The 26,805-nt window shown below is 72.1% G+C and carries 24 protein-coding genes; 11 read left to right on the top strand and 13 right to left on the bottom strand.

The window, feature by feature from the left end; translation table 11 throughout:
• The first annotated feature begins 402 nt into the window (after window positions 1-402).
• A complete protein-coding gene (locus ACFYOH_RS09600; RefSeq protein ID WP_388623855.1) occupies window positions 403-1,419 on the top strand; it encodes a phosphotransferase in 1,017 nt (338 codons plus the stop codon).
• Between the two features lie 61 nt (window positions 1,420-1,480).
• On the opposite strand, the gene ACFYOH_RS09595 is transcribed toward ACFYOH_RS09600, so the two are convergent.
• Window positions 1,481-3,112, bottom strand: a complete 1,632-nt coding sequence (locus ACFYOH_RS09595; protein ID WP_388622949.1) for a protein kinase — start codon at window positions 3,110-3,112, stop codon at window positions 1,481-1,483.
• A 343-nt stretch (window positions 3,113-3,455) separates the two neighbouring features.
• Between ACFYOH_RS09595 and ACFYOH_RS09590 the strand changes: the two genes are divergently transcribed.
• Window positions 3,456-5,108 carry a protein kinase gene (locus ACFYOH_RS09590; RefSeq protein ID WP_388622946.1) on the top strand — a complete coding sequence of 551 codons (1,653 nt, stop codon included), beginning with the start codon at window positions 3,456-3,458 and terminating at the stop codon, window positions 5,106-5,108.
• 122 nt (window positions 5,109-5,230) lie between these two features.
• Here the strand turns inward: ACFYOH_RS09590 and ACFYOH_RS09585 are convergent, their stop codons facing one another.
• A complete protein-coding gene (locus ACFYOH_RS09585; protein WP_388622944.1) occupies window positions 5,231-5,776 on the bottom strand; it encodes a bacterial proteasome activator family protein in 546 nt (181 codons plus the stop codon).
• 174 nt (window positions 5,777-5,950) lie between these two features.
• On the opposite strand from ACFYOH_RS09585, the gene ACFYOH_RS09580 reads away from it, so the two are divergent.
• Window positions 5,951-6,718 (top strand): hypothetical protein, encoded by a 768-nt coding sequence (locus ACFYOH_RS09580; RefSeq protein WP_388622941.1) that lies wholly within the window; start codon window positions 5,951-5,953, stop codon window positions 6,716-6,718.
• 131 nt (window positions 6,719-6,849) lie between these two features.
• On the opposite strand, the gene ACFYOH_RS09575 is transcribed toward ACFYOH_RS09580, so the two are convergent.
• From ACFYOH_RS09575 to pdhA, 6 genes are all read right to left on the bottom strand, one after another.
• Window positions 6,850-7,830, bottom strand: a complete 981-nt coding sequence (locus tag ACFYOH_RS09575) for an NAD(P)H-quinone oxidoreductase (RefSeq protein ID WP_388622938.1) — start codon at window positions 7,828-7,830, stop codon at window positions 6,850-6,852.
• A 113-nt stretch (window positions 7,831-7,943) separates the two neighbouring features.
• The gene (locus ACFYOH_RS09570; RefSeq protein WP_388622936.1) at window positions 7,944-9,293 is read right to left on the bottom strand and encodes a molybdopterin molybdotransferase MoeA; all 1,350 of its coding nucleotides are present in this window, start codon (window positions 9,291-9,293) and stop codon (window positions 7,944-7,946) included.
• Window positions 9,290-10,201 carry an NTP transferase domain-containing protein gene (locus ACFYOH_RS09565; protein ID WP_388622934.1) on the bottom strand — a complete coding sequence of 304 codons (912 nt, stop codon included), beginning with the start codon at window positions 10,199-10,201 and terminating at the stop codon, window positions 9,290-9,292. Before ACFYOH_RS09565 ends, ACFYOH_RS09570 begins: the two co-directional genes overlap by 4 nt.
• A gap of 69 nt (window positions 10,202-10,270) precedes the next feature.
• A complete protein-coding gene (locus ACFYOH_RS09560) occupies window positions 10,271-11,710 on the bottom strand; it encodes a dihydrolipoamide acetyltransferase family protein (protein WP_388622931.1) in 1,440 nt (479 codons plus the stop codon).
• Entirely contained in the window at window positions 11,710-12,714 is a 1,005-nt protein-coding gene (locus ACFYOH_RS09555; protein ID WP_388622928.1) for an alpha-ketoacid dehydrogenase subunit beta, read from the bottom strand. The genes ACFYOH_RS09560 and ACFYOH_RS09555 overlap by 1 nt, the downstream gene beginning before the upstream one ends.
• A complete protein-coding gene (gene pdhA / locus ACFYOH_RS09550; protein ID WP_388622925.1) occupies window positions 12,711-13,865 on the bottom strand; it encodes a pyruvate dehydrogenase (acetyl-transferring) E1 component subunit alpha in 1,155 nt (384 codons plus the stop codon). Before pdhA ends, ACFYOH_RS09555 begins: the two co-directional genes overlap by 4 nt.
• 190 nt (window positions 13,866-14,055) lie before the next feature.
• Here pdhA and ACFYOH_RS09545 point away from each other — a divergent pair, with 190 nt between their 5' ends.
• Window positions 14,056-14,574: an Lrp/AsnC family transcriptional regulator gene (locus ACFYOH_RS09545; protein ID WP_388623852.1), complete on the top strand. Its 519-nt coding sequence runs from the start codon at window positions 14,056-14,058 to the stop codon at window positions 14,572-14,574.
• A gap of 15 nt (window positions 14,575-14,589) precedes the next feature.
• Here ACFYOH_RS09545 and ACFYOH_RS09540 read toward each other — a convergent pair whose 3' ends face one another.
• A complete protein-coding gene (locus tag ACFYOH_RS09540; protein ID WP_388622922.1) occupies window positions 14,590-15,177 on the bottom strand; it encodes a TetR/AcrR family transcriptional regulator in 588 nt (195 codons plus the stop codon).
• Entirely contained in the window at window positions 15,174-16,691 is a 1,518-nt protein-coding gene (locus tag ACFYOH_RS09535; RefSeq protein WP_388622920.1) for a 3-hydroxyacyl-CoA dehydrogenase, read from the bottom strand. Before ACFYOH_RS09535 ends, ACFYOH_RS09540 begins: the two co-directional genes overlap by 4 nt.
• A 160-nt stretch (window positions 16,692-16,851) precedes the next feature.
• Between ACFYOH_RS09535 and paaN the strand changes: the two genes are divergently transcribed.
• The gene (gene paaN, locus ACFYOH_RS09530) at window positions 16,852-18,543 is read left to right on the top strand and encodes a phenylacetic acid degradation protein PaaN (RefSeq protein ID WP_388622917.1); all 1,692 of its coding nucleotides are present in this window, start codon (window positions 16,852-16,854) and stop codon (window positions 18,541-18,543) included.
• Here the strand turns inward: paaN and ACFYOH_RS09525 are convergent.
• From ACFYOH_RS09525 to ACFYOH_RS09515, 3 genes are read right to left on the bottom strand one after another with little or no spacing between them, the layout of a single operon-like run.
• Complete coding sequence (locus tag ACFYOH_RS09525) at window positions 18,540-19,295, bottom strand: TrmH family RNA methyltransferase (protein WP_388622915.1); 756 nt, start codon at window positions 19,293-19,295, stop codon at window positions 18,540-18,542. The two genes, paaN and ACFYOH_RS09525, sit on opposite strands and share 4 nt — an antisense overlap.
• Window positions 19,292-20,515 carry an HTTM domain-containing protein gene (locus ACFYOH_RS09520; RefSeq protein ID WP_388622912.1) on the bottom strand — a complete coding sequence of 408 codons (1,224 nt, stop codon included), beginning with the start codon at window positions 20,513-20,515 and terminating at the stop codon, window positions 19,292-19,294. The genes ACFYOH_RS09525 and ACFYOH_RS09520 overlap by 4 nt, the downstream gene beginning before the upstream one ends.
• Complete coding sequence (locus ACFYOH_RS09515; RefSeq protein ID WP_388622910.1) at window positions 20,512-21,441, bottom strand: DUF5819 family protein; 930 nt, start codon at window positions 21,439-21,441, stop codon at window positions 20,512-20,514. The genes ACFYOH_RS09520 and ACFYOH_RS09515 overlap by 4 nt, the downstream gene beginning before the upstream one ends.
• A gap of 366 nt (window positions 21,442-21,807) precedes the next feature.
• Here ACFYOH_RS09515 and paaA point away from each other — a divergent pair, with 366 nt between their 5' ends.
• The 6 genes from paaA (at window position 21,808) to ACFYOH_RS09485 (ending at window position 26,789) form a co-directional block, all read left to right on the top strand.
• Entirely contained in the window at window positions 21,808-22,875 is a 1,068-nt protein-coding gene (paaA, locus tag ACFYOH_RS09510; protein WP_388622907.1) for a 1,2-phenylacetyl-CoA epoxidase subunit PaaA, read from the top strand.
• Entirely contained in the window at window positions 22,872-23,159 is a 288-nt protein-coding gene (gene paaB, locus ACFYOH_RS09505) for a 1,2-phenylacetyl-CoA epoxidase subunit PaaB (protein WP_190016117.1), read from the top strand. The genes paaA and paaB overlap by 4 nt, the downstream gene beginning before the upstream one ends.
• A complete protein-coding gene (gene paaC, locus ACFYOH_RS09500; protein ID WP_388622904.1) occupies window positions 23,156-23,887 on the top strand; it encodes a 1,2-phenylacetyl-CoA epoxidase subunit PaaC in 732 nt (243 codons plus the stop codon). The genes paaB and paaC overlap by 4 nt, the downstream gene beginning before the upstream one ends.
• Entirely contained in the window at window positions 23,881-24,408 is a 528-nt protein-coding gene (gene paaD, locus ACFYOH_RS09495; protein WP_388622901.1) for a 1,2-phenylacetyl-CoA epoxidase subunit PaaD, read from the top strand. The genes paaC and paaD overlap by 7 nt, the downstream gene beginning before the upstream one ends.
• Entirely contained in the window at window positions 24,408-25,472 is a 1,065-nt protein-coding gene (locus tag ACFYOH_RS09490) for a 2Fe-2S iron-sulfur cluster-binding protein (protein WP_388622897.1), read from the top strand. The genes paaD and ACFYOH_RS09490 overlap by 1 nt, the downstream gene beginning before the upstream one ends.
• Window positions 25,473-25,646: 174 nt before the next feature.
• Window positions 25,647-26,789 carry an acyl-CoA dehydrogenase family protein gene (locus ACFYOH_RS09485; RefSeq protein WP_388622894.1) on the top strand — a complete coding sequence of 381 codons (1,143 nt, stop codon included), beginning with the start codon at window positions 25,647-25,649 and terminating at the stop codon, window positions 26,787-26,789.
• The last annotated feature ends 16 nt before the right edge of the window (window positions 26,790-26,805 follow it).

Genomic DNA, 26,805 nt, shown 5'->3' with positions numbered 1-26,805 from the left:
CCCGGCGAGCGCCCTGCAACCATCACGTTACCCAGTGCTCCACATTTCTGTGAAACCCCACCTGACCTGCGATTTTGCTTGGATTTCCAAGTAAATCGGGGAGGTGTGGAAGCGTGCTGGTCACAGCCCTGCTTCAACGCCGAAGCAACGGAACGTTAACCCGCTCACCCGTGTCACGGGAAGAGTCGAATTGTTTGCGTGTGAACCCGGCTGCGCCGCTTATGTCATCCGTATCCAGGGCGAGAAGGACGGAAGCAGCGGAACCGTTTGACAAAAGCCCACGGCATGCTCATCGAGTGACCGAAAGCGATCACCGGCGACCGTCTGTGACAAGCCCCAGCTCACGGCGGTTTTTCGTGCCCTAACATCTGCGGCGTGCCGCGCTCATGTGTACCACCCCTTGTGTCCCTCGCGCCCCCTCTGGGCGCCCTGCTGCGCCTGTACGCCGCCGGTACCGCCCTCACCTGTGAGCCGGTCGACCAGGGCCTGCTGAACCGCGGCTACCGGCTGCGCACCACCCGCGGCCGCTATTTCCTCAAGCACCATTTCGATCCGGACACCGCCGACCCGGCAGCCATCGAGCGCCGGCACCGCGCCACCCAGCGCCTGGCCGACCTCGGCGTCCCCGTCGCCGTGCCGCTCGCGCACCGCGAGGGCCGTACGGTCGCCGTCGTCGGCGGCCACGCCTACGCCCTGCACCCCTGGATCGACGGCAGGCACCGCCACGGCGGACAGCTCACGCGGGGGGAGAGCGCACGCCTCGGGGCGCTCCTAGGCGCCGTGCACGCCTGCCTTGAGCGTGTGATGCCACCCAAGGGGCGCACACGTCCGGCCACGAGCCCCCACCCCGTGGAGAGCGCGGACCCCGCCGACACCTTCATGCTCATCGACGACCTGCTCGCCCATGTGCGCCGGCACCGCCCCGCCGACGCCTTCGACGAGCTGGCCCGGCACCGGCTGCTGGAACGCCGGACGCTCCTGGAGCAGCACACGGACCGGCGCCCGCCGCGCGGCGGGCCGGTGGGCTGGGTGCACGGCGACTTCCACCCGTTCAACGTGCTCTACAAGGACGGCACCCCGGCGGCCATCGTCGACTGGGACCGGCTGGGTGTGCAGCCCCGCGCGGAGGAGGCCGTACGCGCCGCGGCGATCTTCTTCGTACGCCCCGCGGGCACCCTGGACCTGCCGAAGGTACGCGCGTACGCGCGCGCGTACCGGCGCGCGGCCGGCGCCAGGGCCGCCGAGCTGGCGGCGGCCGTGCACCGGGTGTGGTGGGAGCGGCTGAACGACTTCTGGATGCTGCGCTGGCACTACGAACGCGGTGACACGCGCGCGGACTGCCAGTTCCCGGCCGCGTCGGCGCTCGTGGTGTGGTGGACACGCGAGTACGACGCGGTGTGCGACGCGTTCACCGAGTGACGGCGCCTGCCCTGCCAGGGCCGGCTCAGCAGGACGCCGTGGAGGGCGGTGCCGGAGTCGTTCAGCCGGTGGTGTTGCCCACGCCGCCGTCCGCCGCGTTCCCGACGGTGGTACCGCCGTTGGTGGTGCCGGTGGGGTCGGTGGGGCCGGTGGGGCCGGTGCCACCGGTGTTCGTGCCGCCGGTGGTCGTGCCGCTGTCCGTGCCGCCGCCAGTGGGGCTCTGGGACTGCGACGGCGCGGTCTGCGTGTCCGTCGGCTGGTCCGTCGGCCCCGTGCTCTGCGACTGCGAGGTCTGCGGGTCCGACGGGGTGTAGTCGGAACCGCCCGAGGTCGAGCCCGAGCCGTTGTCGGTGGCCGTGTCCGAGGGCTGGTCCGTGGTGTTGTCCGACGGGGTCGGTGAGGTCGTGTCGTCCTTGGTGCTCTGGGACTGCGTCGCCGGCGGCGTGGTGTCGGTGCCCGTACCGGTGCCGCCGGTGTTGTGGTTCAGTGCAAACGCGACACCGGCCGCGATCGCGATCACCGCGAGCACGGCGAGGATCCACAGCTTGCCGCGGCCGCTGCCCTTGTTGCCGTGCCCCTCGAAGCCGCCGTCGTCGCCGTTGCCGTAACCGTGCGGCAGCATCGGCTGCGGGATCTGCGCCGTCCCGGAGCCGAAGTCGCCCGGGTGCTGCATCACGGTCGTCCCGGTGAAGCCGCCCGCCGGGGTGTGCCGGCCGTCGTGCGCCTCCACCGGGCCGGTGTTCCAGGTGCCGGTGTGCCCGCCCTGGTCGTACAGCATCTGCAGACCGTACTGGACCAGGCCGCGCATCTCCTCGGCCGTCTGGAAGCGGTCGTCCGGCTCCTTGGCGAGCGAGCGCATGACCAGGCCGTCCAGCTCCGGCGGGCAGCCGTCGGAAACCGCGGAGGGCGGGGTGGGGATGTCCTGGACGTGCTGGTAGACCACGGACAGCGGGGTCTCGCCGGTGAACGGCGGCCGCAGCGCGAGGAGTTCGTACAAGAGGCAGCCGGTCGCGTACAGGTCGGAGCGGTGGTCCACGGCCTTGCCGAGCGCCTGCTCCGGGGAGAGGTACTGCGGCGTGCCCATGACCATGCCGGTCTGTGTCATCGTTGTCGACGCGCCGTGCAGGGCGCGCGCGATGCCGAAGTCCATCACCTTGACGGCGCCGCTGTTCGTGATGATCACGTTGGCGGGCTTGATGTCGCGGTGCACGATGCCGTGCTGATGCGAGTAGGCGAGCGCGTCGAGCACCCCGGAGACGATGATCAGGGCCTGCTCGGGACCCGGCGCCTCGGCGTTCAGCAGCAGATCGCGGATGGTGCGGCCCTCGACCAGCTCCATCACGATGTACGGCACGGACTGGCCGCCGACGAAGTCCTCGCCGGAGTCGTACACGGCGACGATCGCGTGGTGGTTGAGGCCGGCGACGGACTGCGCCTCACGCGTGAAGCGGGCCTTGGAGACCGGGTCCTCGGCCAGGTCCGCGCGGAGCAGCTTGACCGCGACGGTACGGCCCAGCCGTACGTCCTCGGCCGCGAACACCTCGGCCATGCCGCCCCGGCCCAGCCGGTGGGTCAGCCGGTACCGGCCGTCGCCGACGAGCCCTCCGTTGCCCCACATCTCCGGCGCATCCGACATACCGCCGCCACTCGCCTCGGGGTCGGACGGGCCCTGGGCGCGCTGCGTCTGGTCCATCAGTCCTCGCCGTCGTTTCTGCCCGCGGTATGCGCGGTGTTGTCACGGTCTCCGTCGGCCACGCTACAGCCTCGGCATGAGCCACCGGTCCGGAACCGGAACCGGGACCGGCCGAAGCCTGACCGGCCATGAAACCTGTAGCACGCGCTGTCGTGCAAATTCTGTGTGGCGGTCGTACGCCCCCTGTAACGCTTGCACGGCGCTTCTTGCGCGTACGGTCACGGAACGGGCACCGAGCTTGACGTGTCAGTGCCCTGGGGCAGACTTGGCCGGGAATGACACATTCGATCAAGGCCCGTGCGATGAGCGAAGGTGCCGGACGGCCAGTGGGGGACACGGAGAGATGAGCCAGGACGGCGCACACGGCCGGTACACGGGGCAGTCGCTGGCCGGCGGCCGATACCAGCTGCGGGACCTGCTCGGCGAGGGCGGCATGGCCTCGGTGCACCTGGCGTACGACGCCGTGCTCGACCGCCAGGTCGCGATCAAGACCCTCCACACGGAACTCGGCCGGGAACAGGCCTTCCGTGAGCGCTTTCGCCGTGAGGCCCAGGCCGTGGCGAAGCTCACGCACACCAACATCGTGTCGGTCTTCGACACCGGCGAGGACGATCTCGGCGGTCTGACGACTCCGTACATCGTCATGGAGTACGTCGAGGGCCGCCCGCTGGGCTCGGTCCTGGAGCAGGACATCCGGCAGTACGGCGCGATGCCCGCGGACAGGGCGCTGAAGGTCACCGCGGACGTGCTGGCCGCGCTGGAGATCAGCCACGAGATGGGGCTGGTCCACCGCGACATCAAGCCGGGCAACGTGATGGTGACCAAGCGCGGCGTGGTCAAGGTCATGGACTTCGGCATCGCCCGCGCCATGCAGTCCGGTGTGACGTCGATGACGCAGACCGGCATGGTCGTCGGCACCCCGCAGTATCTGTCGCCCGAGCAGGCCCTCGGCCGTGGCGTGGACGCCCGTTCCGACCTGTACTCGGTCGGCATCATGCTGTTCCAGCTGGTCACCGGGCGGCTGCCGTTCGACGCGGACTCGCCGCTCGCGATCGCGTACGCGCATGTGCAGGAGGAGCCGGTCGCGCCCTCCTCGATCAATCGTGCGCTGCCGCCCGCGGTGGACGCGCTGGTCGCCCGCGCGCTGAAGAAGAACCCGAACGAGCGCTTCCCGACCGCCGAGGCCATGCGCGACGAGTGTCTGCGCGTCGCCGCGTCCTTCCAGGCGGCCGCGCCGAGCATCGTGCCGGGCGCCGGGCCGACGCAGAGCGGCGCGGGCGTCGGCTCCGCGGTCTTCCCGCCGGTCGACCGGACCGCCCAGCCGGCCCCCGGCCCGGTCCAGGCGCCGTACCAGCCGGGCCCGTACGGCGCCCCGCAGACGCCGGCCCCGGCCTACGGCTATCCCCAGCACGGGCAGCCGGGCGGCTACCAGACGCCGCCCTCGATGGGGTACGGCCCGCAGGCTCCGCAGGCCGCGCCGACCCCGCCGCCGTACGTCATGTCGCCGCAGACGGCCGGGCAGCCGTCCGCTCCGGGCTCCGGCGGTGGCAAGAGCAACAGGCCGGTGATCATCGGCTCGGTCGCGGTGTCGCTCGTCGCGGTCGTCGCCCTGATCGTCGCGCTGACGCTGAACAACAGCGGCGGTGACGACAAGGGCGGGGGCGGCGGCGCGAGCGCCTCGGCGTCCGCCTCCCACCAGGCGGGCTACCGCGGGCCGGACCGGACCCGGGTGATCGACAAGACCAAGTGCACGGACCCGACGGAGTCCTGGAACGACGCGAAGAAAGTGCAACTGCCCGACTTCCGGTACAAGGACATCGACTCGGTGAAGGCGTGCTTCCAGGCCGCGAAATGGCAGTACAAGGTCAAGCCCGAGGCCGACAACACCTGGGGCGACGGCACCGTGCTGGACCAATTCCCCGCCGCCGGCGCGGAGATCGACCCGAAGAACCCGGGCACCATCGAGCTGAGCGTCTCGACGGGCAATCCCAGCTGAGTACGCCGCGAGATCCGTCGGCCCGCTCAACCCGGGACTGACGTGTGACAGGCCTCTCGCACAAGGTCGGGCCCGGCACTTTCCGTGCCGGGCCCCGGTCGTTTCGGGTACGGCCTGGGTCGTTAAAGGTACGGGCCGCCGGCCCGGCCGCCGGCGCGCGGGTCGTCGCCGCCCTCGTGTCCCGTCACCCCGGGCGGAAGTGCGCGGCGCATCTGCTCCAACTGGGCCCGCGCGGCCATCTGCTGGGCGAACAGCGTCGTCTGGATCCCGTGGAAGAGGCCTTCCAGCCAGCCCACCAACTGCGCCTGCGCGATGCGCAGTTCCGCGTCGCTCGGGGTGGCGTCGTCGGTGAACGGAAGGGACAGCCGCTCGAGTTCCTCGACCAGCTCCGGCGCGAGGCCGTCCTCCAGCTCCTTCACCGAGCTGGCGTGGATCTCCTTCAGCCGCACCCGGCTCGCCTCGTCCAGAGGAGCCGCGCGCACCTCCTCCAGGAGCTGCTTGATCATGCTGCCGATCCGCATCACCTTGGCCGGCTGTTCCACCTGCTCCGTCACCGGGGTCTCACGGGACTCCATGTCCCCGTTGCCGCCGCCGAGCGCCATCCCGTCCTGGCCTACGACGAGGATCTGAGGGTTTTCCGGCGACCGTTCGTTCCTCGGCATCTCCATGCCGCCATTCTCTCGCACCCGTATACCTCATCACCGTCGTGCCCCCTCTTAGGGCTGATCCACCGTTTAGACCCGACGGCCCACTCTGAAATGCCCCGATCGCCCTTGAATGTGAGGCTTATCTCCGTCGGTCAACCATCGATCACGACATCCGGGCTCCGGGAGGTCACCGACGTGACTCCATGGCTGCGCACCACACGCCTCTGCATACGGCTGCTTCTCGTCCTCGCGGTGGCCCTGCCCGCGTACGACGCGCTCACCGAGCACACCACGACGGCGTACACCACCCACCCCGGCCCAAGAAGATCCGCCACACCCGGGCCCGCGGACCAGCCGACTCCCTACGGCGCGGACCACCCCGCACGCGGAACCGCGGACCGCCCCGGACACTCGGCGCACGGAGGCCGCGAACCCATGACCGGCGCCACCCCGGAGCCCCCATACTCCAGCGGCCCCGATCACGGCCGGATTCCCGTTCACGGTCACCGTCACAGCCATTCCCCGGCTGTCGGGCCCTCGCCCGTCTCCCCCATGATCCCGATCCCCCCCATACCCTCCGATTCCGCCTCCGCCTCGTACCGTCCGACGGTCGTCGAGCCGACCCGTGCGGGCAGCCGGGCCGGCGAGGGGCGGATGCGGCCGGGCCGGCCGGACGGCCCCGCGGCCGAGGTGGAGGGCGACGACGACCCCGTCCCCACCCGGGCCCCGGGCGCCGGTCGGGCGGAGGAACCGGAGACCGCACAGCTCCCGACCACGACGCCTACGGCCTCGACGGTCCCCGACGAGGCGGGCCTCGACCACCCCCCGCCCCGGAACGCCGCCCCCCAGCACGAGAACACCTCGGGGCCGGTCTTCCAGATACTGCCCCTGGGCACCGGTCTGGTGCTCATAGGCCTGGGCCTGGCCCTGGCCCTTCTGGGCCTCCGACTCCGCAGAGACTGACCGGCCCGGCCGCTGCCGGCCGCACCGCCGAACCGGCACTCGGGCACCCGGCGACAACCCCGAGCCCGGCACCCAGCACCGCTCCAGCTCGCCGGCGTCATGGACTCCCCAGCGCTAAGACGTCCCCGGCCTTACGCCGCCACCAGCAGCACCTTCCCCACATGCCCGCTGGCCTCCACCACTCGATGCGCCTCGGCCGCCTCGGCCATCGGCACCTCCCGATCCACCACCGGCCGCACATGCCCCCCGGCCAGCAACGGCCACACATGCTCCCGCACCGCGGCCACGATCGCCGCCTTCTCGCTCAGCGGACGCGCCCGCAGGGAGGTGGCACTGATCGCGGCCCGCTTGCTCAACAGCGTGCCGATGTTCAGCTCCCCCTTCACCCCGCCCTGCATACCGATGATGGCGAGCCGCCCACTGACGGCAAGCGCCTGGAGATTGCGGTCCAGATACTTCGCGCCCATGTTGTCGAGGATGACGTCGGCCCCCGCACCCCCAGTGGCCTGCTCGATCTCGGCGACGAAGTCCTGCTCGCGGTAGTTGATGAGAATGTCCGCGCCCAGCTCGGCGCACCGCTCCAGCTTCTCCTTCGTGCCGGCCGTCACCGCGACCTTGGCCCCGACGGCCTTGGCGAGCTGGATCGCCATGGTGCCGATGCCGCTGGACCCGCCGTGCACAAGCAGTGTCTCACCGGGCCGCAGATGGGCGATCATGAACACGTTGGACCAGACCGTGCAGACGACCTCGGGCAGCGCGGCCGCCCGCTTGAGGTCGACCCCCTCGGGCACGGGCAGCAACTGCCCGGCCGGTACGACGACCTTCTCGGCGTACCCGCCGCCCGAGAGCAGAGCGCACACCTCGTCGCCGACGGCCCAGCCGGACACTCCGGACCCGAGCGCGGCGATCCTGCCGGAGCACTCAAGGCCGGGGTAGGCGGAGGCACCGGGCGGCGGGTTGTAGAAGCCCTGCCGCTGCAGGATGTCGGCTCGGTTGACGGCGCTGGCCACCACCTCGACCAGCACCTCGCCCTCGCCGGGCACCGGATCGGGGACCTCCGCCCACACCAGCGCCTCGGGACCACCAGGTTCGGGAATCGTGATCGCATACATGCCCGTGACGCTACTCCTCGGGGATGGCGTCTCCGGGGCAGACCCGCTAGCGCGAATACGCCCGCACGATGGTCACCCGCCGGCCCACCTCATCCCGTGCAACACCGGACGTTTCACGTGAAACACACCTCGATTCCGGCGGTCGCCCACGGCAGATCCAGGAGTTCCGTCTCCTCACCCTGCCGTGCTCCGCCCGGCGGTACGACGGCCAGCGCATCGGCGGCGGCGATGCCGCGGAGCATGGCCGGCCCGTTGTAGTGCAGCGGTACGGCACGGTCGCCGCGCAGCACCACGGGGATCAGCCGGGTGTCGTACGGATGCCCCTGGACCGCCTCGCTGAGCGGCAGCGTGTACCGCTCGGGGGCCGGGTGGGCGGCCAGCGTGCGCAGAAGGGGCTCGGCGAGCGTGAGCAGGCCGGAGACGGCCGCGAGGGGGTTGCCGGGCAGGCCGACGAGGTGCTGGGCGTCCTTGGTGCGGGCGAGCAGCATGGGATGGCCGGGCCGCACCTTGACGCCGTCGACGAGGAGTTCGGCGCCGATGCGTTCCAGGATGGGGTGGACGTGGTCGACGGGTCCGCCCGCGGTGCCGCCCGTGGTGACGATGAGGTCGGCCGCGGAGCCGGTGACGGCCCGGCACAGGGTCTCGGCGTCGTCGCCGATCCGGCGCACCGCAACGACCTCGGCGCCGAGCGCGCGCAGCCACGGCGGCAGCATGGGGCCGAGCGCGTCCCGGATCAGCCCGTCGCGCGGCAGTCCCTCGGCCAGCAGTTCGTCGCCGAGCACGAGGACTTCGGCGCGGGGCCGCGGTACGGCGGTGACGGTGTCGTATCCGGCCGCCGCAGCGAGCCCCAGGACGGCGGGGGTGACCCGGGTGCCGACCGGCAGCAGCTGGTCGCCGCTGCGGCACTCCTGGGCGCGCGGGCGGATGTCCTGGCCGTGCACGATCTCGCGCGTGGCGTGGAGCCGCCCCTGTGCGTCGGTACGGCCGTGCTCGCTGCGCAGGACGGCGGTGGTGTCGGCCGGGATGCGGGCACCGGTGGCGATCCGGACCGCCTCGCCGTCGGTGAGCGGCTCGGGCTGCGCGTGCCCGGCGAGCACGCCCTCGTCCCGTACGTCCCAGGGTCCGGGTCCGGCGACCGCCCAGCCGTCCATCGCGGAGGTGTCGAAGGAGGGCAGGTCGGTGAGCGCGTCGAGCGGGGCGGCCAGGACCAGGCCGAGGGCGTCGCCGAGCGGCATGGAGACGGGGGCGCGGCGGGTCCGGGCGCGTGCGGCGCGGGCGGCGATCTCGCGGGCCCCGGCCCAGGGGGTGGCCCGGTGCCGCTCGCCGTGCGCTTCGGGTGCCGGAGCGGGGACCTGGCCCGCGCGGTCGTCCTTGGCTTCCCTCACGAGAGCCAGGGCCTCCTCGACGTCGAGGTCGTGGCTGTCCTCGGCGGGCGCTCCGGCCCGGGTTCCGGGGGCGGTCATCCGGCGTCCGGGGCGCTCGGGCCCCCGCTGTTCTCTTTCCCGCCCCCGCCGTTCTCTTCCCCCCAGCGCAGCGCGAGCGCGGCCGCCTTGCGGGCGGCCTCGGCGACCGCGTCGGGGCCGCCCTTGCCCTGGGCCGCGGCGTAGCCGACGAGGAAGGTGGTCAACGGGGCTGCGGGCCGGGCCACGCCGTGCGCGGCGTCACGGGCCAGGTCGAGCAGCACGCCGGTGTCGACGTCCAGGTCGATGCCCAGCTCGTCCTTGACTGCGGAGATCCATTCATCCAGCACGTGCCCATGCTCCCTGATGCGTGCCCTGGCGTTGACGAGGTCGTCCCAGGTGTCGCAGTCGAAGGACGCGAGGGGGTCCGGGACGCGGGTGAGGCTGAGGGCGCCGGTCAGCCGGCGCAGGGGCAGTCCGGTCAGGCCGTCGGGTCCGGCCGCGAGGGCGGCCAGTTCGCGGCGGAGCGCGGCGGTGCGGTAGGCGGCCACGAGCGGCTGGTCGCGGCCGTCGGCATCGGTGAGCAGCGCACCATCGGCGCCGGTGTCGCCGAGGGCGGTCAACAGGCGTTGCAGCGTCGCCGGCCGGAGGAAGGGCAGGTCGGCGGAGAGGACGACCGCGTGTTCGGCGGTGGTGTGCCGCAGGCCGGCGTCCAGCGCCGCGACCGGTCCCGCACCCGGCGGCTCCTCGCGCGCCCAGCGCACCGGCCGCGCGGTGGGCCGCCGGTCGGCCACCACGACGGTCGTGCCGGCGCCCGCGCAGGCCGCGAGCACCCGGTCGAGCAGCGCCCGGCCGCCGACCCGCAGACCGGGCTTGTCGGCGCCGCCGAGCCGCCGGGCGGCGCCGCCGGCCAGCACGACGGCGTCGTACGGCACGGGCGTCCCGGGAGCGGCGAGGGCATTGTCGGTCACCCCCCGAGTATGTCCCGAGGGGCGTGGGTCATATCTTCCGCGGGGCCCTTCTTCCGGGCCCCGCGTGCGTCACAGGGTGCGCAGGAGCACCGCCGGCTGTTCCACGCAGTCCGCCACGTACCGCAGGAAGCCGCCCGCCGTGCCGCCGTCGCACACCCGGTGGTCGAAGGTGAGCGAGAGCTGCACGACCTGACGCACGGCCAGCTCGCCTTCGTGGACCCATGGTTTGGGGACGATCCGGCCGACGCCGAGCATCGCCGCCTCGGGGTGGTTGATGATCGGCGTGGAGCCGTCGACACCGAAGACGCCGTAGTTGTTCAACGTGAAGGTCCCGCCGGTGAGTTCCCCGGGGGTGAGCGTCCCGGTGCGGGCGGCTTCGGTGAGCCGGGCGAACTCCGCGGTCAGTGCCTCGGCGTCGCGCGCGTGGGCGTCCCGGACGACCGGCACGACGAGCCCGCGTTCGGTCTGCGCGGCGAACCCGAGGTGGACCTGGTCGAGCTGGACGATCTCGCGGGCCTCGGTGTCGACGTAGGAGTTCAGCTCGGGGAATCGGGCGAGCGCGGCCGTGCAGATGCGGGCGAGCAGCGCGAGCAGGGAGATCTTCGGTCCGCCGGCCGCGTTCATCGCGGCACGCGCGCGCATGAGTTCGGTCGCGTCGGCGTCGACCCAGCAGGTGGTGTCCGGGATCTCCCGGCGGCTGCGGGAGAGCTTGTCGGCGACGGCACCGCGCACGCCCTTGAGGGGGATGCGGGTGCCCCCGGCGCGCGTGGCCGAGGCTGCGGCTGCCGACGGGCTCGCGGCGCGGACCGGCTCCTGCGCCACGGGCGCCGAGGTGGCCCTGGCCCGCAGGGCGCCCTCGACGTCCGCGCGCAGGATCAGCCCGTCCGGGCCCGAGCCCGCCAGCTGACGCAGGTCCACGCCGCCCTCGCGGGCCAGCCGGCGGACCAGGGGAGAGATCACGGGGACCGGGCCCTCGGCGCGGAACGCGTCCACACGCGCGTGGGCCGTCCCGGTGGGCGCCGTGCCGTTGGAGGCGGCCGGTCCGTCCGGTCGCGCCGTCCCGAAGGCCGCAGCCGGGCGCTGCCGCCCGGCCGAGACCGTGCCGGAGGGTGCGCTCGTGCTCCGTGCGCCGTCCACACCGGTGTTCGCGGCACCCGTCACCAGCGGCGTCGGCCGCACCCTCCGGCGCCGGGCCGGAGCTTCCGAGGTGCCGTATCCGACCAGGACGTTGCCCGACCCCTCGCCGTCCCCGGCCGGGGCCTGCGGTCCCACCGCCACTGTCAACAGGGGTGCTCCGACGGGCAGTTCGGTGCCCTCCTCGCCGAAGCGGGCGGTGACCACACCGCCGTACGGGCAGGGCACCTCGACCATCGCCTTGGCCGTCTCGACCTCGACGACCGGCTGGTCGACGGCGACGACGTCACCGACCTGGACCAGCCAGCGGACGATCTCCGCCTCGGTGAGTCCCTCGCCGAGGTCGGGGAGCTTGAACTCCAGCACCTGTGCCATCAGCCCTCGGCCTCCCACTGCAGCCGGGCCACGGCGTCCAGGATACGGTCGACGCCGGGCAGGTGGTGCCGCTCCAGCATGGGCGGCGGGTAGGGGATGTCGAAGCCGGCCACGCGCAGCACCGGCGCCTCCAGGTGGTGGAAGCAGCGCTCGGTGATCCGGGCCGCGATCTCGCCGCCCGGCCCGCCGAACCCGGTGGACTCGTGGACGACGACCGCGCGTCCGGTGCGTCGTACGGCCGCGCAGACCGTCTCGTCGTCGAACGGCACCAGCGAGCGCAGGTCGATCACCTCCAGGTCCCAGCCCTCGGCCTGGGCGGCCTCGGCGGCCTCCAGGCAGACCGGCAGGGAGGGGCCGTAGGTGATCAGCGTGACGCTGCGGCCCGGCCGGCGCACCACCGCACGGCCGATGGGCTCCACGTCCGTGGGGTGCTCGGGGTTCCAGGAGTCCTTCGACCAGTACAGCCGCTTGGGTTCCAGGAAGACGACCGGGTCGTCGGAGGCGATGGCCTGGCGCAGCAGGCCGTAGGCGTCGGCGACGGTCGCGGGCGTGACCACGTGCAGTCCAGGCGTGGCCATGTAGTAGGCCTCGGAGGAGTCGCTGTGGTGCTCGACGCCGCCGATGCCGCCGCCGTAGGGGACGCGAACGGTGATGGGCAGCGGCATCCGGCCGCGCGTGCGGTTGCGCATCCGGGAGACATGACTGATGAGCTGCTCGAACGCCGGGTAGGCGAAGGCGTCGAACTGCATCTCCACCACCGGGCGCAGGCCGTACATGGCCATGCCGACGGCGGTGCCGAGGATGCCGGCCTCGGCGAGCGGGGTGTCGGTGCAGCGGTCCTCGCCGAACTCCTTGGCGAGGCCGTCGGTGACCCGGAAGACACCGCCGAGGGTGCCGACGTCCTCGCCCATGACGTGCACGGCCGGGTCGGCGGCCATCGCGTCGCGCATCGCGCGCGTGAGGGCCTGCGCCATGGTGGCGGGTTTGACGGCGACGGTGGTCATCGGGCGCCGCCTTCCTGCTCGCCGTGCCGCTCCTGCTCGGCTTCCAGCTCGGCCCGCAGCAGGGCGCGCTGTTCGCGCAGTTGGGCGGTGGTCTCGGCGTAGACATGGTCGAAGAGGGCCATGGGGTCCAGTTCGGGGTCGCGGTTCATGCGTTCGCGCAACGAGGCTGCCATGGCCTCGGCATCCTTCCGGGCGGCCTCGATGCCGGCCTCGTCGAGCAGCCCGCGCTCGGTCAGCTCGTGTTCCAGCAGGTCGATCGGGTCGTGGGCGCGCCAGGCCTCGACCTCGGCGTCGCCTCGGTAGCGGGTGGCGTCGTCGGCGTTGGTGTGGGCGTCGATGCGGTACGTCACCGCTTCCACGAGGGTCGGTCCGCCGCCCGCGCGCGCGTGCCGTACCGCGTCGCTGAGGACCTCGTGCACGGCCGCCGCGTCGTTGCCGTCGACCAGCCGGCCCGGCATGCCGTATCCGACGGCCTTGTGGGCCAGGGAGGGCGCGGCGGTCTGCTTGGCGAGCGGGACGGAGATGGCGAAGCCGTTGTTCTGCACGAGGAAGACGACCGGCGCCTGCCAGACGGCGGCGAAGTTCAGGGCCTCGTGGAAGTCGCCCTCGCTGGTGCCGCCGTCGCCGACCATCGCGAGCGCGACGACGTCGTCGCCCTTGAGGCGGGCGGCGTGCGCCAGGCCGACGGCGTGCGGCAGCTGGGTGGCCAGCGGGGTGCTGAGCGGGGCGACCCGGTGTTCGTAGGGGTCGTAGCCGCTGTGCCAGTCGCCGCGCAGCAGGGTGAGGGCCTCGACGGGATCCACGCCCCGAGCGACGACGGCGAGGGTGTCGCGATAGCTGGGAAAGAGCCAGTCGCGCTCTCCCAGGGCCAGGGCGGCGGCGACCTCGCAGGCCTCCTGGCCGGTGCTGGAGGGGTAGACGGCGAGGCGGCCCTGCTTGGTGAGCGCGGTGGCCTGCGTGTTGTAGCGGCGGCCGCGCACCAGCTGGGCGTAGAGCCGGCGCAGCAGGTCCGGGTCGGCCTTGGTGGCCGCCTCGGTGCCGAGGACGCGGTAGGGCTCGGCGTCGGGCAGCAGCGGCGCGGGGTCCATACGGGGCTGCCAGGCGGGCGGCGGCGATGGCCGGTACGCGCCCCGCTGCTCCATGACCGTCATGACGGCACCTCCTCGTGGGAGCGGCTACGGGAGGCGCGTCGGCTGTGAGGCGCCTCACCAACCGATTGTTCGGTCGTTGGCACATTTTGGCTACAGCCCCCTCCAGGCTGTGGACAAACGGTTCTCCAGAGCCTGCAATGAACGCAGGACGTCCACGGCGAGGGAGCGGGGGGCAATGGCATCTGAACAAATGGCCGACGGACCGCAGGACGGCACCACGTTCCCGCTGTCACGCCCGCTGGACGGCACGGCGCTGCCACCGCCGCGCCCGCTCGACGCCATCGATCAGGACATCCTGAAAATCCTCCAGGCGGACGGCCGTGCCTCGATACGGTCCGTGGCCGAGCGCGTCCACGTCTCGCGCGCCAACGCCTATGCGCGTATCAACCGGCTCGTCGAGGACGGGGTGATCCGGGGTTTCAGCGCGCGCGTCGACCACGAGCGGGCGGGGCACGGCACCTCGGCGTACATCACGCTGAAGATCGTCCAGAACACCTGGCGCACGGTCCGCGAGCAGCTCAGGCAGCTGCCCGGTGCCTCACACATCGCGCTCGTGGGTGGTGACTTCGACGTGCTGCTGCTGGTGCACACGCCCGACAACCGGGCGCTGCGCGAGCTGGTGCTCACGAGGCTCCAGGCGATCCCCGAGGTGCTCAGCACCCGCACGCTGCTGGTGTTCGAGGAGGAGGATCTGGAGCCGGAGACGTGAGCAGGGGAGACTGACTCAGCTCTGCTTGAGGCCCCCGAAGACCAGCCTGACCACGGCGTCGGCCACCTCGCGTTCGCCGACGCCGCGCGGGTCCGGCCGGTACCACTCCACGATCGAGTTGATCATTCCGAAGACCAGCCGGGTGGCCAGCCGGACCTCGACGTCGCCGCGTACGTCCCCGTCGGCCGCCGCGGCCTTCAGCAGTTCCGCCACCCGGTGATCGAAGTCGCGCCGCCGCTCCAGCGCCCACCGCTCGGTGGCGGTGTTGCCGCGCACCCGCAGCAGCAGCGTCACGTACGGCAGCTCGCCTATGAGCACCTCGACCATGCGCCGTACGACGTGCTCCAGCCGGTCGGTGGCCCGCCCCACGCGCGCGTACTCCTCATCCAGGATGGCGAACAGCCCGTCCAGGGCGCGGCTGACGGCACGGCGCAGCAGTTCCTCCTTGCCGCTGACGTGGTGGTAGATCGACGACTTGGAGATGCCGGCCGCCTTGGACAGGTGCTCCATGGAGGTGCCGTCGTATCCGCGCTCGTTGAACACCTGGACGGCTACGGAGAGCAGCGTCTCGGGCGTGTAGGTGTCGCGCTTGGCCGTGGTCATGAGGTGCCCTCCCGCTTGTCGTCGATGGCATACGCGTGGCGGTAGAGGGCGAGGGAGGGCGCGTAGCGTCCGGAGGGGTCCCGCTCGTGCATCTCGTCCAGGACGTCGAAGGCGAACTCACGTCCGAGCCTGCGGTCCCACTCGAAGGGGCCGAGCGGGTAGTTCACCCCGAGGCGCATGGCCGTGTCGATGTCCTCCTGGGTGGCGACGCCCTTGGCGACGGCGTCGTGGGCCAGGTCGATGATCCGGGCGACCGTGCGTGCGACGATCATGCCGGGGACGTCGCCGATGACGCTGACGTCCTTGCCGAGGGCCTGGAAGAGGCCGACGGCCTCGGCGAGGGTGCGCGGCGAGGTGTCCTGGGAGGCGGACAGGGCGACGCGGGTGGCGGTGCGGTAGTCGAGGGCGAGGTCGAAGTAGACGACGTCGCGGAACTCCACGGAGGTCTGGCCGTCCGCGAGCACCAGCTGGCCGCCGCCGGGCAGCACCAGGCGGGTGCCGTTGTCCTCGGCCTCCTCGCGGACCTGGATGCCCGCCTCGCGGATCAGCGTGAGCAGTTCGGCCGCCGGGCCGAGGCCGCCCTCGGCGACGACGTAGGCGGGCGGCTGCTCCTTGTCGGCGGTGTGCGGCTCGGGCCGCTCGGCGCCCTCGGCGTGGTCGTACCAGCCGTGGCCCGTCTTGCGGCCGAGGCGGCCGGACTCCACCAGCCGGCGCTGAGCGAGGGACGGGGTGAAGCGCACGTCCTGGAAGAAGGACTGCCACACCGAGTGGGTGACGGACTCGTTGACGTCCTGCCCGATGAGGTCGGTCAGCTCGAAGGCGCCCATCCTGAAGCCGCCGGACTCACGCAGGATCGCGTCGATCGTGGCCGGATCGGCGGCCTGGGCCTCGTAGACGGCGAAGGCCTCGGCATAGTACGGCCGGGCGATGCGGTTGACGATGAAACCCGGGGTGTCGGCGCAGGCCACCGGGGTCTTGCCCCAGGCTCGGGCGGTCTCGTACGCGTGCGTGGCCGACGTGACGTCGGTGGCGAACCCGGAGACGACTTCGACCAGCGGCATGAGCGGGGCCGGGTTGAAGAAGTGCAGGCCCACGAAACGGCCGGGCCGGCGCAGGGCGCCGCCGATGGCCGTCACCGACAGCGAGGAGGTGTTGGTGGCGAGCAGGCAGTCCTCGGCGACGATGTCCTCCAGCTCGCCGAAGAGCTGCTGCTTGACGTCCAGCCGCTCCAGGACGGCCTCGACGACCAGGGCGCAGTCCGCCAGCTCCGCGAGGTTCTCCGCGGGCGTCAGGCGGGCGCGGGCCGCATCCCGGTCGGCGGCCCCGAGCCTGCCCTTGTCCACGAGCCGGTCGAGGCGCGCGGCGATCGCCGCTGCCGCGTCCCGGGCGCGCCCGGCGACGGCGTCGTACAGCCGCACGGGGTGGCCGGCGACCAGAGCGACCTGGGCGATGCCCTGGCCCATGGTGCCGGTGCCGACGACGGCCACGGGGCTGCTGAGGTCGAGTGCTGTCATGTCCGCGATCCTCCCGCACGGCGTTTTCCACAGATGCGGCAGGCCCCCTTGTCCCGACCGATCGTTCGGTTACTCTAGCTCTGACCGCCCGATCCCGCTGCTCTTTCTGCCAGGTCAATGAACTCGACGAAGAGTTCTCCAGACGAGGAGTTGGTCCCGCATGGCCGCCGAACTGACCACCCATGAGCTCATCGCGAAGCACCGGCCCACCCTGGACCAGGCACTGGAAGCGATCCGCACGCGCGCGTACTGGTCCCCGCACCCCGAGCACCCCAAGGCCTACGGCGAGAACGGCAGCCTGGACGCGGCGGCGGGCAAGGCCGCCTTCGACGCCCTGCTGCACACCCGCCTCGACCTCGGCCAGCCCGGCACCGACGACTGGGTGGGCGACGAGATCTCGCCGTACGGCATCGAGCTGGGCGTCGGCTACCCGCACGCGGACGTGGACGTGCTGATCCCCGCGATGAAGGCCGGGCAGCGGGCGTGGCGGGACGCGGGCGCGGAGACCCGGGCGCTGGTGTGCCTGGAGATCCTCAAGCGGATCAGCGACCGGACGCACGAGTTCGCGCACGCGGTCATGCACACCAGCGGCCAGGCCTTCATGATGGCGTTCCAGGCCGGCGGCCCGCACGCCCAGGACCGCGGCCTGGAGGCGGTGGCGTACGCGTACGCGGAGCAGGTCCGCACGCCCGAGACGGCCGAGTGGACCAAGCCCCAGGGCAAGCGCGACCCGCTGGCCCTCACCAAGCAGTTCACCCCGGTCCCGCGCGGCCTCGCCCTGCTCATCGGCTGCAACACCTTCCCGACGTGGAACGGCTACCCGGGCCTGTTCGCCTCCCTCGCCACCGGCAACGCGGTCCTGGTCAAGCCCCACCCGCGCGCGGTCCTGCCGCTCGCGCTCACCGTGCAGACCGCGCGCCAGGTGCTCAGCGAGACGGGCTTCGACCCGAACCTGGTGGCACTGGCCGCCGAGCGCCCCGGCGAGGGCATCGCCAAGAAGCTCGCCACCCGCCCCGAGGTCCGGATCATCGACTACACCGGGTCGACGTCCTTCGGCGACTGGCTGGAGGCCAACGCCCGCCAGGCGCAGGTCTACACCGAGAAGGCCGGCGTCAACACGGTGATCGTGCACTCCACCGGCAACTACAAGGGCATGCTGTCCAACCTGGCGTTCTCGCTGTCCCTGTACAGCGGCCAGATGTGCACCACCCCGCAGAACCTGCTCATCCCCCGGGACGGCATCCGCACCGACGAGGGCCCCAAGACCTTCGACGAGGTCACCGCCGACCTCGCCCGCGCGGTCGACGGCCTCCTCGGCGACGACGCCCGCGCGAACGCCCTACTGGGCGCGATCGTCAACCCGGACGTCAAGGCCCGTCTGGAGGCCGCCGCCGGCCTCGGCGAAGTGGCTCTGGCCTCGCGGGAGATCAGCAACCCGGACTTCCCGGGGGCGGTCGTGCGCACCCCGGTCATCGTCAAGCTGGACGGCGCCAAGCCGGACGACGAGGCCGCCTACATGAGCGAGTGCTTCGGCCCCGTCTCCTTCGCCGTCGCGGTCGACTCGGCGAACGACGCGGTGGAGCTGCTGCGCCGCACGGTCCGTGACAAGGGCGCGATGACAGTCGGCGCCTACACCACCGACAGCGAGGTGGAGCGGGCCGTCGAGGAGGTGTGCCTGGAGGAGGCGGCGCAGCTGTCGCTCAACCTGACCGGCGGGGTGTACGTGAACCAGACCGCCGCGTTCTCCGACTTCCACGGCTCGGGCGGCAACCCGGCGGCGAACGCAGCGCTGTGCGACGGCGCGTTCGTCGCGAACCGGTTCCGGGTCGTCGAGGTGCGCCGGGAGGCCTAGGAACCCTGGAGCGCGCCCCCGGTCGCGCTCCAGTGGTACAGCGTCATCGCCACGCTGGTGGCGAGGTTGTAGCTGGAGACCTGGGGGCGCATCGGCAGTCGCAGCAGATGGTCTGCACGCGCGCGTAGCTGCGCCGACAGTCCGCTGCGTTCCGAGCCGAAGGCGAGGACGGCGTCGTCCGGGAGCTTCACGCCCCGGATGTCGTCGCCCTCGGGGTCCAGTGCGAACACCGGTCCCGGGGGCAGCTCGTCGACCGCCAGCCGCTCCACGGCCGTCGCGAAGTGCAGGCCGGCGCCACCGCGCACCACCGTGGGATGCCAGGGGTCGAGGGTGCCTGTAGTGACCACGCCGGTCACCCCGAAACCGGCGGCCAGCCGGATCACGGCACCGGCGTTGCCCAGGTTGCGCGGGTTGTCCAGGACCACGACGGGCGCGGTGCGGGGCGTGTGGGTGAGCCTGCGCAGGTTGGCCTCGCGGGACGGCCGTACGGCGAGCGCGGCCACGCCGGTCGGATGGGGCCGCGGGACGAGCGAGGCGTACGCCTGCGTGGGCACCTCGGTGAGCAGCGCGTCGAGCGCGTCCCGTACGTCCGCGGCCAGGTCCTCGGCGAGGGCGAGCGCGGCCCGCCGGTCGATGGTGACCGCCACCGGGACCTCGGCCCCGAAGCGCAGCGCGTGCTTGAGGGCGTGGAAGCCGTCGAGCAGCACGGCGTCATCGGCGTGCTCGCGCCAGCGCGTCAGCGGATCGGTCATGCCGTGAACCCTACGCGGCCCTGCGGGCTCTCCTCGGGGCTGCTTTCGGGGGAGCGGGGCGCGGGCACCGTACGGTCCTCACGCGGGACGAGCGGCCCACGCGCGCGTGCGACCAGCGCACCGAGGCGGCGCAGGAACGGCGTCGGCAGGAAGACCGCGTCCGCGGTGATCATTGCCAGCGAGAAGAACGGCAGGCCGAGCACGACCGCGATCATCGCGTGCTCGGTCATCATCAGCACCAGCAGGACGTTCTTGACCCGCCGGTTGAACAGGGTGAACGGGAAGGCGACCTGCACCATGACCGTGCCGTAGGCCACGATCATCATGACCGTGCCGCTGGAGGACATCAGGTCGGCGAGCCCGGGCCAGGGCGAGAAGTAGTCCAGGTGGAGCGGGTAGTAGACGGCGGTGCCGTCCTGCCAGCGCGAGCCCTGGATCTTGTACCAGCCGGCCGTCGCGTAGATCAGGCAGGCCTCCGCCATGATCACGCACAGGGCTCCGTTGTGCAGGACGTTGGTGACGACGTCCAGCAGGATCCGCGGCTGCGGAGACTTCGTCCAGCGGCCGACGGCCCACCACACACCGAGCACCGCCCAGGCGGTCCACAGTAGCGCGGGGACCAGCCAGCCGTTGTCGAACCGGCCGGTGAACGCCGCCATGAGCAGCGCCAGGCCGGACACCGCCCACAGGGACGAGCCCACCGGGTCGACGGAGAGCCGCTCCCCACGCGCGCGTGCCGCCTGGAGGCGCGCCGCCCGCCGCGCGTCCAGGGACCACACCTGCCCGCAGCGCGTGAACACGAGGTAGAAGGACATCAGGTGCAGGACGTTGTCGCCGCCGTCGCCCACGAAGACGCTGCGGTTCTGCAGCGACAGCACACCCACCATGAACAGCACGGACGCGGTCCGGGTGCGCCAGCCGAGCAGCAGCGCCGCACTGGCGAGGATCGCCAGCAGGTAGCAGCACTCGAACCACAGCTGCCCGTCGGACCACAGCAGGACAGTGAAGGCGTGGTTGTCGGCGGTCAGCTCCTTGGCGAGGTTCCAGCCCCAGGGCCCGGCCGGGCCGTACAGCTCCTGGCGGTGCGGGAACTCACGCAGCAGGAACAGCAGCCAGGTCGCGGCGAACCCAATGCGCATGACGGCGCTCTGGTACGGCCCGAGAGCCGACTCGGTGACTTTGGCGACACCGCGCGAGAGGGTCAGGGAGAACCTGTTCACCGCACACCTCCCGCTGCCTCGTCGGCCGTCACGGTCCACCAGGGCAGTACGCGGTAGACGGGTTTGTCGGACACGCGCTCACCGCTCCACTCGGGTGGTTGCACATTGGTGGTGCTGGAACGGATCTGCACGCGCTGTATGACGCCGTCGCGGTCGGCCGGATAGGTCCGGTACAGGCGCATCACCACGATCCGGCGCAGGTACTGCTCGGACAGGGCGCCGCGCATGCGGTCGGGGCGGTTGTCGGCACTGTGCGTGGCGGTGAAAAAGTCCCAGGCGCGGCGCACCTCGTTCTGCTGCGCGTGGCTCGGCACCGGATTGCCGTCGATCGCGGCGCCGTCCTGGGCGGACAGGTCGGTCCATCCGATGGTGCGCAGCCCGCCGTCCTTGGCCCGCACCACGGCGCGCACCTGGACGGCGATGTTCTGCTGCAGCGGGTTGGGCGCGAACAGCTTCCAGTTCTGCTCGAACTCCGGGTACACCCACTCGGCGACGGCGTTGCCGTGCTGCTTGGTCACCGTGTTCGTGGGGGCGAGGCTGAGGAAAACCATCAGCAGATGCACACAGGCGGCGACACCGACCACCGCGAGCGCCAGCGCCGCGGCGACCTGATAGCCGGGGGAGAGGGCTGCCACGCCGGTACGGGGCGCGGCGGGCGGCACGGCGCCCTCGGCCCCGAAAGCCCCGGCACCTTCACCGCGGACGGCAGCCGCGCCCGCCCGGGAATCCTTGCCCGCCCGAGGACCCACATCGAGAGAGGACTCCTCGTCGGCCCGCGCATCCATGTCGGCCGAGGACTCCATGCCTTCCCTGGAATCCACGTCTTCCCTGGAATCCACGCCGGTCGGGGAAGGCTCCGGGAGACGCGCCCGGGCCGACCCGCCGGGGTCGGGTCGGGCCCCCGGGTCCTTGTCGTACGCGTCCATTCCGCCCCGTCCCCCGTTTCGGCTCAGTCTTTCGGTTCAGTGGCCCGGCTCGGTCGTCCACCTCTGTGATGCGGTGTCCGCCACGTGCCCCACTTTTCACGTGCGCCACACTCGGCGTCAGCACGGAACGGTACTCAGCCCCGGCCGCCGGGCGCAGCCCTGGGTACGAGCCACGGCCGTGGTCCTCACCACGTGTACGGCCCGGCACCCCGCCCTACCCCCGCTTCCGCACGTTGTCCACAGGCTGCCCACCGGAGTTTTCCACAGCGGTTGACACCCCACGCCGGCCCAGCACACCATTGATGCGCACGGACCGAACGATCGGTCGGGACAGTCCACCGCAGAGCCCGAGGTCAGGGGGACCGCATGGCCACAGCAGCCGCGCAGCACACGGCCCGCACACAGGCGGACGGCGCACCGGACACCGCCGACACGGCGGCCTTCCAGCACGCCTTCGACGCGGCCGTGGCAGCCGACGAACGCATCGAACCGCGCGACTGGATGCCCGACGCCTACCGCGCCACCCTGGTCCGGCAGATCGCCCAGCACGCACACTCCGAGATCATCGGCATGCAGCCGGAGGCCAACTGGATCACCCGTGCGCCCTCCCTGCGCCGCAAGGCGATCCTCATGGCCAAGGTCCAGGACGAGGCCGGCCACGGCCTCTACCTGTACAGCGCGGCCGAGACCCTCGGCACCAGCCGAGACGAACTGCTCGGCAAGCTCCACAGCGGCCGCCAGAAGTACTCCTCGATCTTCAACTACCCGACCCTGACCTGGGCCGACGTCGGCGCCATCGGCTGGCTCGTGGACGGCGCCGCGATCACCAACCAGGTCCCGCTGTGCCGCTGCTCCTACGGCCCGTACGCCCGCGCGATGGTGCGGATCTGCAAGGAGGAGTCCTTCCACCAGCGCCAGGGCTACGAACTGCTGCTGGCCCTCAGCAAGGGCACACCGGAACAGCACGCGATGGCTCAGGACGCGGTCGACCGCTGGTGGTGGCCCTCCCTGATGATGTTCGGCCCACCCGACGACGAGTCCCAGCACTCCGCGCAGTCGATGGAGTGGAAGATCAAGCGCCACTCCAACGACGAGCTGCGCCAACGCTTCGTCGACATCTGCGTCCCCCAGGCCGAGTCCCTGGGCCTCACCCTCCCCGACCCGGACCTGCGGTGGAACGAGGAACGCGGCCACTACGACTTCGGCCCGATCGACTGGACGGAGTTCTGGGAGGTCCTCAAGGGCAACGGCCCGTGCAACGAACAGCGGATCACCCAGCGCAGGCGCGCCCACGACGAGGGCACATGGGTGCGGGAAGCGGCCGCCGCCTACGCGGCCAAGCGCACCGGCGGCACTGGCAGCACACCCGGCGCGACCAGCACCGCTGAGACAGGCAGCGACACAGCACACGCGACAGGAGCGGAGCGAGCATGAGCACCACCGACTGGCCCCTGTGGGAGGTCTTCGTGCGCTCCCGGCGCGGCCTCTCCCACACCCACGCCGGCAGCCTGCACGCCCCCGACGCGGAGCTGGCCCTGCGCAACGCCCGCGACCTGTACACCCGCCGCGGCGAGGGAGTCTCCATCTGGGTCGTCCCGGCCACCGCGATCACCGCGTCCTCACCGGACGAGAAGGACCCCTTCTTCGAGCCGGCCGCCGACAAGCCCTACCGGCACCCGACCTTCTACGAGATCCCGGAAGGGGTGAAGCACCTGTGACCGCCACCGGCCCCGCCACCGTCCCGGTGACAGCCGCCCTCGCCCTCGGCGACGACGCCCTGGTGCTCTCCCACCGGCTGGGGGAGTGGGCCGGGCACGCCCCCGTCCTGGAGGAGGAGGTCGCTCTCGCCAACATCGCCCTCGACCTGCTCGGCCAGGCCCGGGTCCTGCTGTCCATGGCCGGCGACGAGGACGAACTGGCCTACCTGCGCGAGGAGCGGGCCTTCCGCAACCTCCAGCTGGTCGAGCAGCCGAACGGCGACTTCGCCCACACGATCGCCCGCCAGCTGTACTTCTCCACCTACCAGCACCTGCTCTACGCCGAACTGGCGATGAGCGACGGGCCGTTCGCGCCCCTAGCCGCCAAGGCGGTCAAGGAGGTCGCCTACCACCGCGACCACGCCGAGCAGTGGACCCTCCGCCTCGGCGACGGCACGGAGACCAGCCACGAGCGGATGCGCCGCGCCTGCCAGGCCCTGTGGAAGTTCACCGGTGAGATGTTCCAGCCGGTGGAAGGCCTCGACGCCGACTGGACCCGCCTGGACAAACGCTGGCAGGAGTCCGTCCAGGACGTCCTCGGCCGGGCCACACTCCCCCTCCCCGACGGACCGCGCACCGGCGCGTGGTCGGCCGGCGCCGGCCGCCAGGGCCTGCACACCGAACCCTTCGGGCGGATGCTCGCCGAGATGCAGCATCTGCACCGCAGCCACCCGGGGGCGACATGGTGACCACCACCGCCCTGGAGACGGAACTGCTGGAGCTGGCCGGCTCGGTGCCCGACCCCGAACTGCCGGTGCTCACGCTCCAGGAGCTGGGCGTGGTGCGCGCGGTGCGTCTCCACGGCCCCGGCACGGTCGAGGTCGACCTGACCCCCACCTACACCGGCTGCCCCGCCATCGAGGCGATGAGCGTGGACATCGAACGGGTGCTGCGCGCCCACGGCATGCACGAGGTCACGGTCCGCACGGTGCTCAGCCCCGCCTGGACCACCGACGACATCACCCCCGAAGGGCGCCGCAAACTCCAGGAGTTCGGCATCGCTCCCCCACGGGTGCGCAGCGCCTCCGGCCCGGTGCCGCTGACCCTCGGACCGACACGCCCAGCATCGACGGAGGCCGAGCCCGTCCGCTGCCCGCACTGCGGCTCCGCCGACTCCGAGCTGCTCAGCAGGTTCTCCTCCACCGCGTGCAAGGCACTGCGCCGCTGCCTCGCCTGCCGTGAACCCTTCGACCACTTCAAGGAGTTGTGATGGCGCGCTTCCACCCGCTCCCGGTGGCCGAGGTCGACCGGATCACCGACGACTCCGTCGCCCTGACCTTCACCGTCCCGCCCGAACTGCGCGAGGAGTACCGGCACTCACCCGGCCAGCACCTGGCGCTGCGCCGACAGGTCGACGGCACCGAGATACGGCGCACCTACTCGATCTGCTCCCCCGCGCCCGACCCGGCCGGCGCGGGCCCCGGCACCCTACGGGTGGGCGTGCGGCTCGTGGAGGGCGGAGCCTTCTCCGCCTACGCGCTGAAGGAGATCAACGTCGGCGACGTGCTGGAGGTGATGACCCCGGCCGGCCGCTTCACCCTGGAACCTGCGCCGGGACTGTACGCGGCGGTCGTCGGCGGCAGCGGCATCACCCCGGTGCTGTCCATCGTCTCCACACTGCTGGCCCGCGAGCCGGCCGCCCGGTTCTGCCTGATACGCAGCGACCGCACGGCCGCCACGACGATGTTCCTGGAGGAGGTCGCCGACCTGAAGGACCGCTATCCGGAGCGGCTTCAGCTGGTGACCGTGCTCTCCCGCGAGGAACAGCAGGCGGGTCCGCCGTCCGGCCGGCTCGACCGCGAGCGGCTCACCGGGCTGCTGCCCGCGCTGCTGCCGGTGGGTGAGGTCGCGGGCTGGTTCCTGTGCGGGCCGTACGGGCTGGTGCGGGGCGCCGAGCAGGCGCTGCGGGAACTGGGTGTGGACCGGTCCCGCATCCACCAGGAGATCTTCCACGTGGATGCGGGTTCGCCCCCGGCCGCCACCGCCCAGGCACCCGCGCACAGCACGGTCACCGCCCGGCTCGACGGACGTGGCGGCACCTGGCCGGTGCGCGACGGCGAGACGCTGCTGGAGACGGTCCTGCGCAACCGCCCCGACGCGCCCTACGCGTGCAAGGGCGGCGTGTGCGGGACGTGCCGTGCCTTCCTGGTCTCCGGCGAGGTCCGCATGGACCGCAACTTCGCCCTGGAGTCGGAGGAGACGGAAGCCGGCTATGTGCTGGCCTGCCAGTCGCATCCGCTGACAGAGCAGGTGGAGCTGGACTTCGATCGCTGAGGGGGGGCGTGGGCCGACTCGGCGGGCACGATCGGCGGGGGTGGGGAGGGTGGGGGGAGGGGGAGGGGCCCCCAGGAACACCGAAGACTCCACACCCATTCCCTTCTTCTAGAACCTGTTCTATCTTGACGCTCCGTCAGATCACCGACACCCACCCCGTCGGAAGGACAGGCCGTGGACTTCACCTTCAGCGAGGAGCAGCGGGCGGCGGCCGAGGCGGCGTGCGGGGTGTTCGCCGGGGTGGCACCGGACGCGGTGCCCAGCCCGGCGCTCACCACCGGTGCCGTGGCCGAGGGCTTCGACCGGGAGTTGTGGTCCCGGCTGGCCGAGGCGGACCTGCTGAGTCTGCTGCTCGACGAGGCGCACGGCGGTTCCGGTCTGGACGCGATCGCGCTGTGCCTGGTGCTGCGGGAGTCCGCCAAGGTGCTCGCCCGGGTGCCGTTGCTGGAGCACAGCGCGGCGGCGGCGGCCGTACAGGCCTACGGTGGCGCGGAGTTGGCGGGGCACGTGCTCGCGCGGGCCGGACGGGGTGAGCTGGTGCTGACCGTCGCGGTGAACGGCCGCAGTGGCCACGACCCGGCCGAACTGGCCGTCGGGGCGCGGCGGGACGGTCCGGTCTGGGTGCTGGACGGGGTGCAGACGGCGGTGCCGTGGGCGTACGACGCGGATCTCGTCGTCGTACCGGCGCACCTCGGGAGCGCGGCTGCCGAGCGGACCGTGCTCGCGCTGGTGGCGCGCGAGCAGGACGGGGTGGTGCTCGCCGAGCAGGTGTCCACCAGTGGGGAGCGGCTGGCCGAGCTGCGGCTCACGTCCGTGCGGATCGACGCGGACGACGTCATCGAGGCCGACGGCGCCTGGGAGTGGCTGTACGCGCTGCTTGTCACCGGCAACTGCGCGCTGGCTCTCGGGCTGGGCGAGCGAGTGCTGAGAATGACCGCCGAGTACACGGGAAAGCGGGAGCAGTTCGGGTACCCGCTCGCGACCTTCCAGGCGGTGGCGGTGCAGGCCGCGGACCGGTACATCGATCTGCGCGCCATGGAGGCCACCCTCTGGCAGGCCGCCTGGCGGATCGCCTCAGGGGCGCCGGGGGCGTTGCCCGCCTCAGGGGATGTCGCGATCGCGAAGATCTGGGCGGCGGAGGGGGTGCGCCGGGTGGTGCAGACGGCGCAGCATCTGCACGGCGGGTTCGGCGCCGACACCGACTGTCCGCTGCACCGCTATCACGCCTGGGCCAAGCACCTGGAGCTGGCGCTCGGCCCGGCGGCGGCGCACGAGGAGAGGCTCGGGGATCTGCTGGCCGCCCATCCGCTGGGCTGACCGCGCGGCCCCCGGG

This window comes from Streptomyces sp. NPDC007856, from assembly GCF_042868225.1.
In the GTDB taxonomy this organism is placed as follows: Bacteria; Actinomycetota; Actinomycetes; order Streptomycetales; family Streptomycetaceae; genus Streptomyces.
The sequence above is the reverse complement of the archived record's forward strand: the minus strand, read 5'-3'. Positions and strand labels throughout refer to the sequence as shown.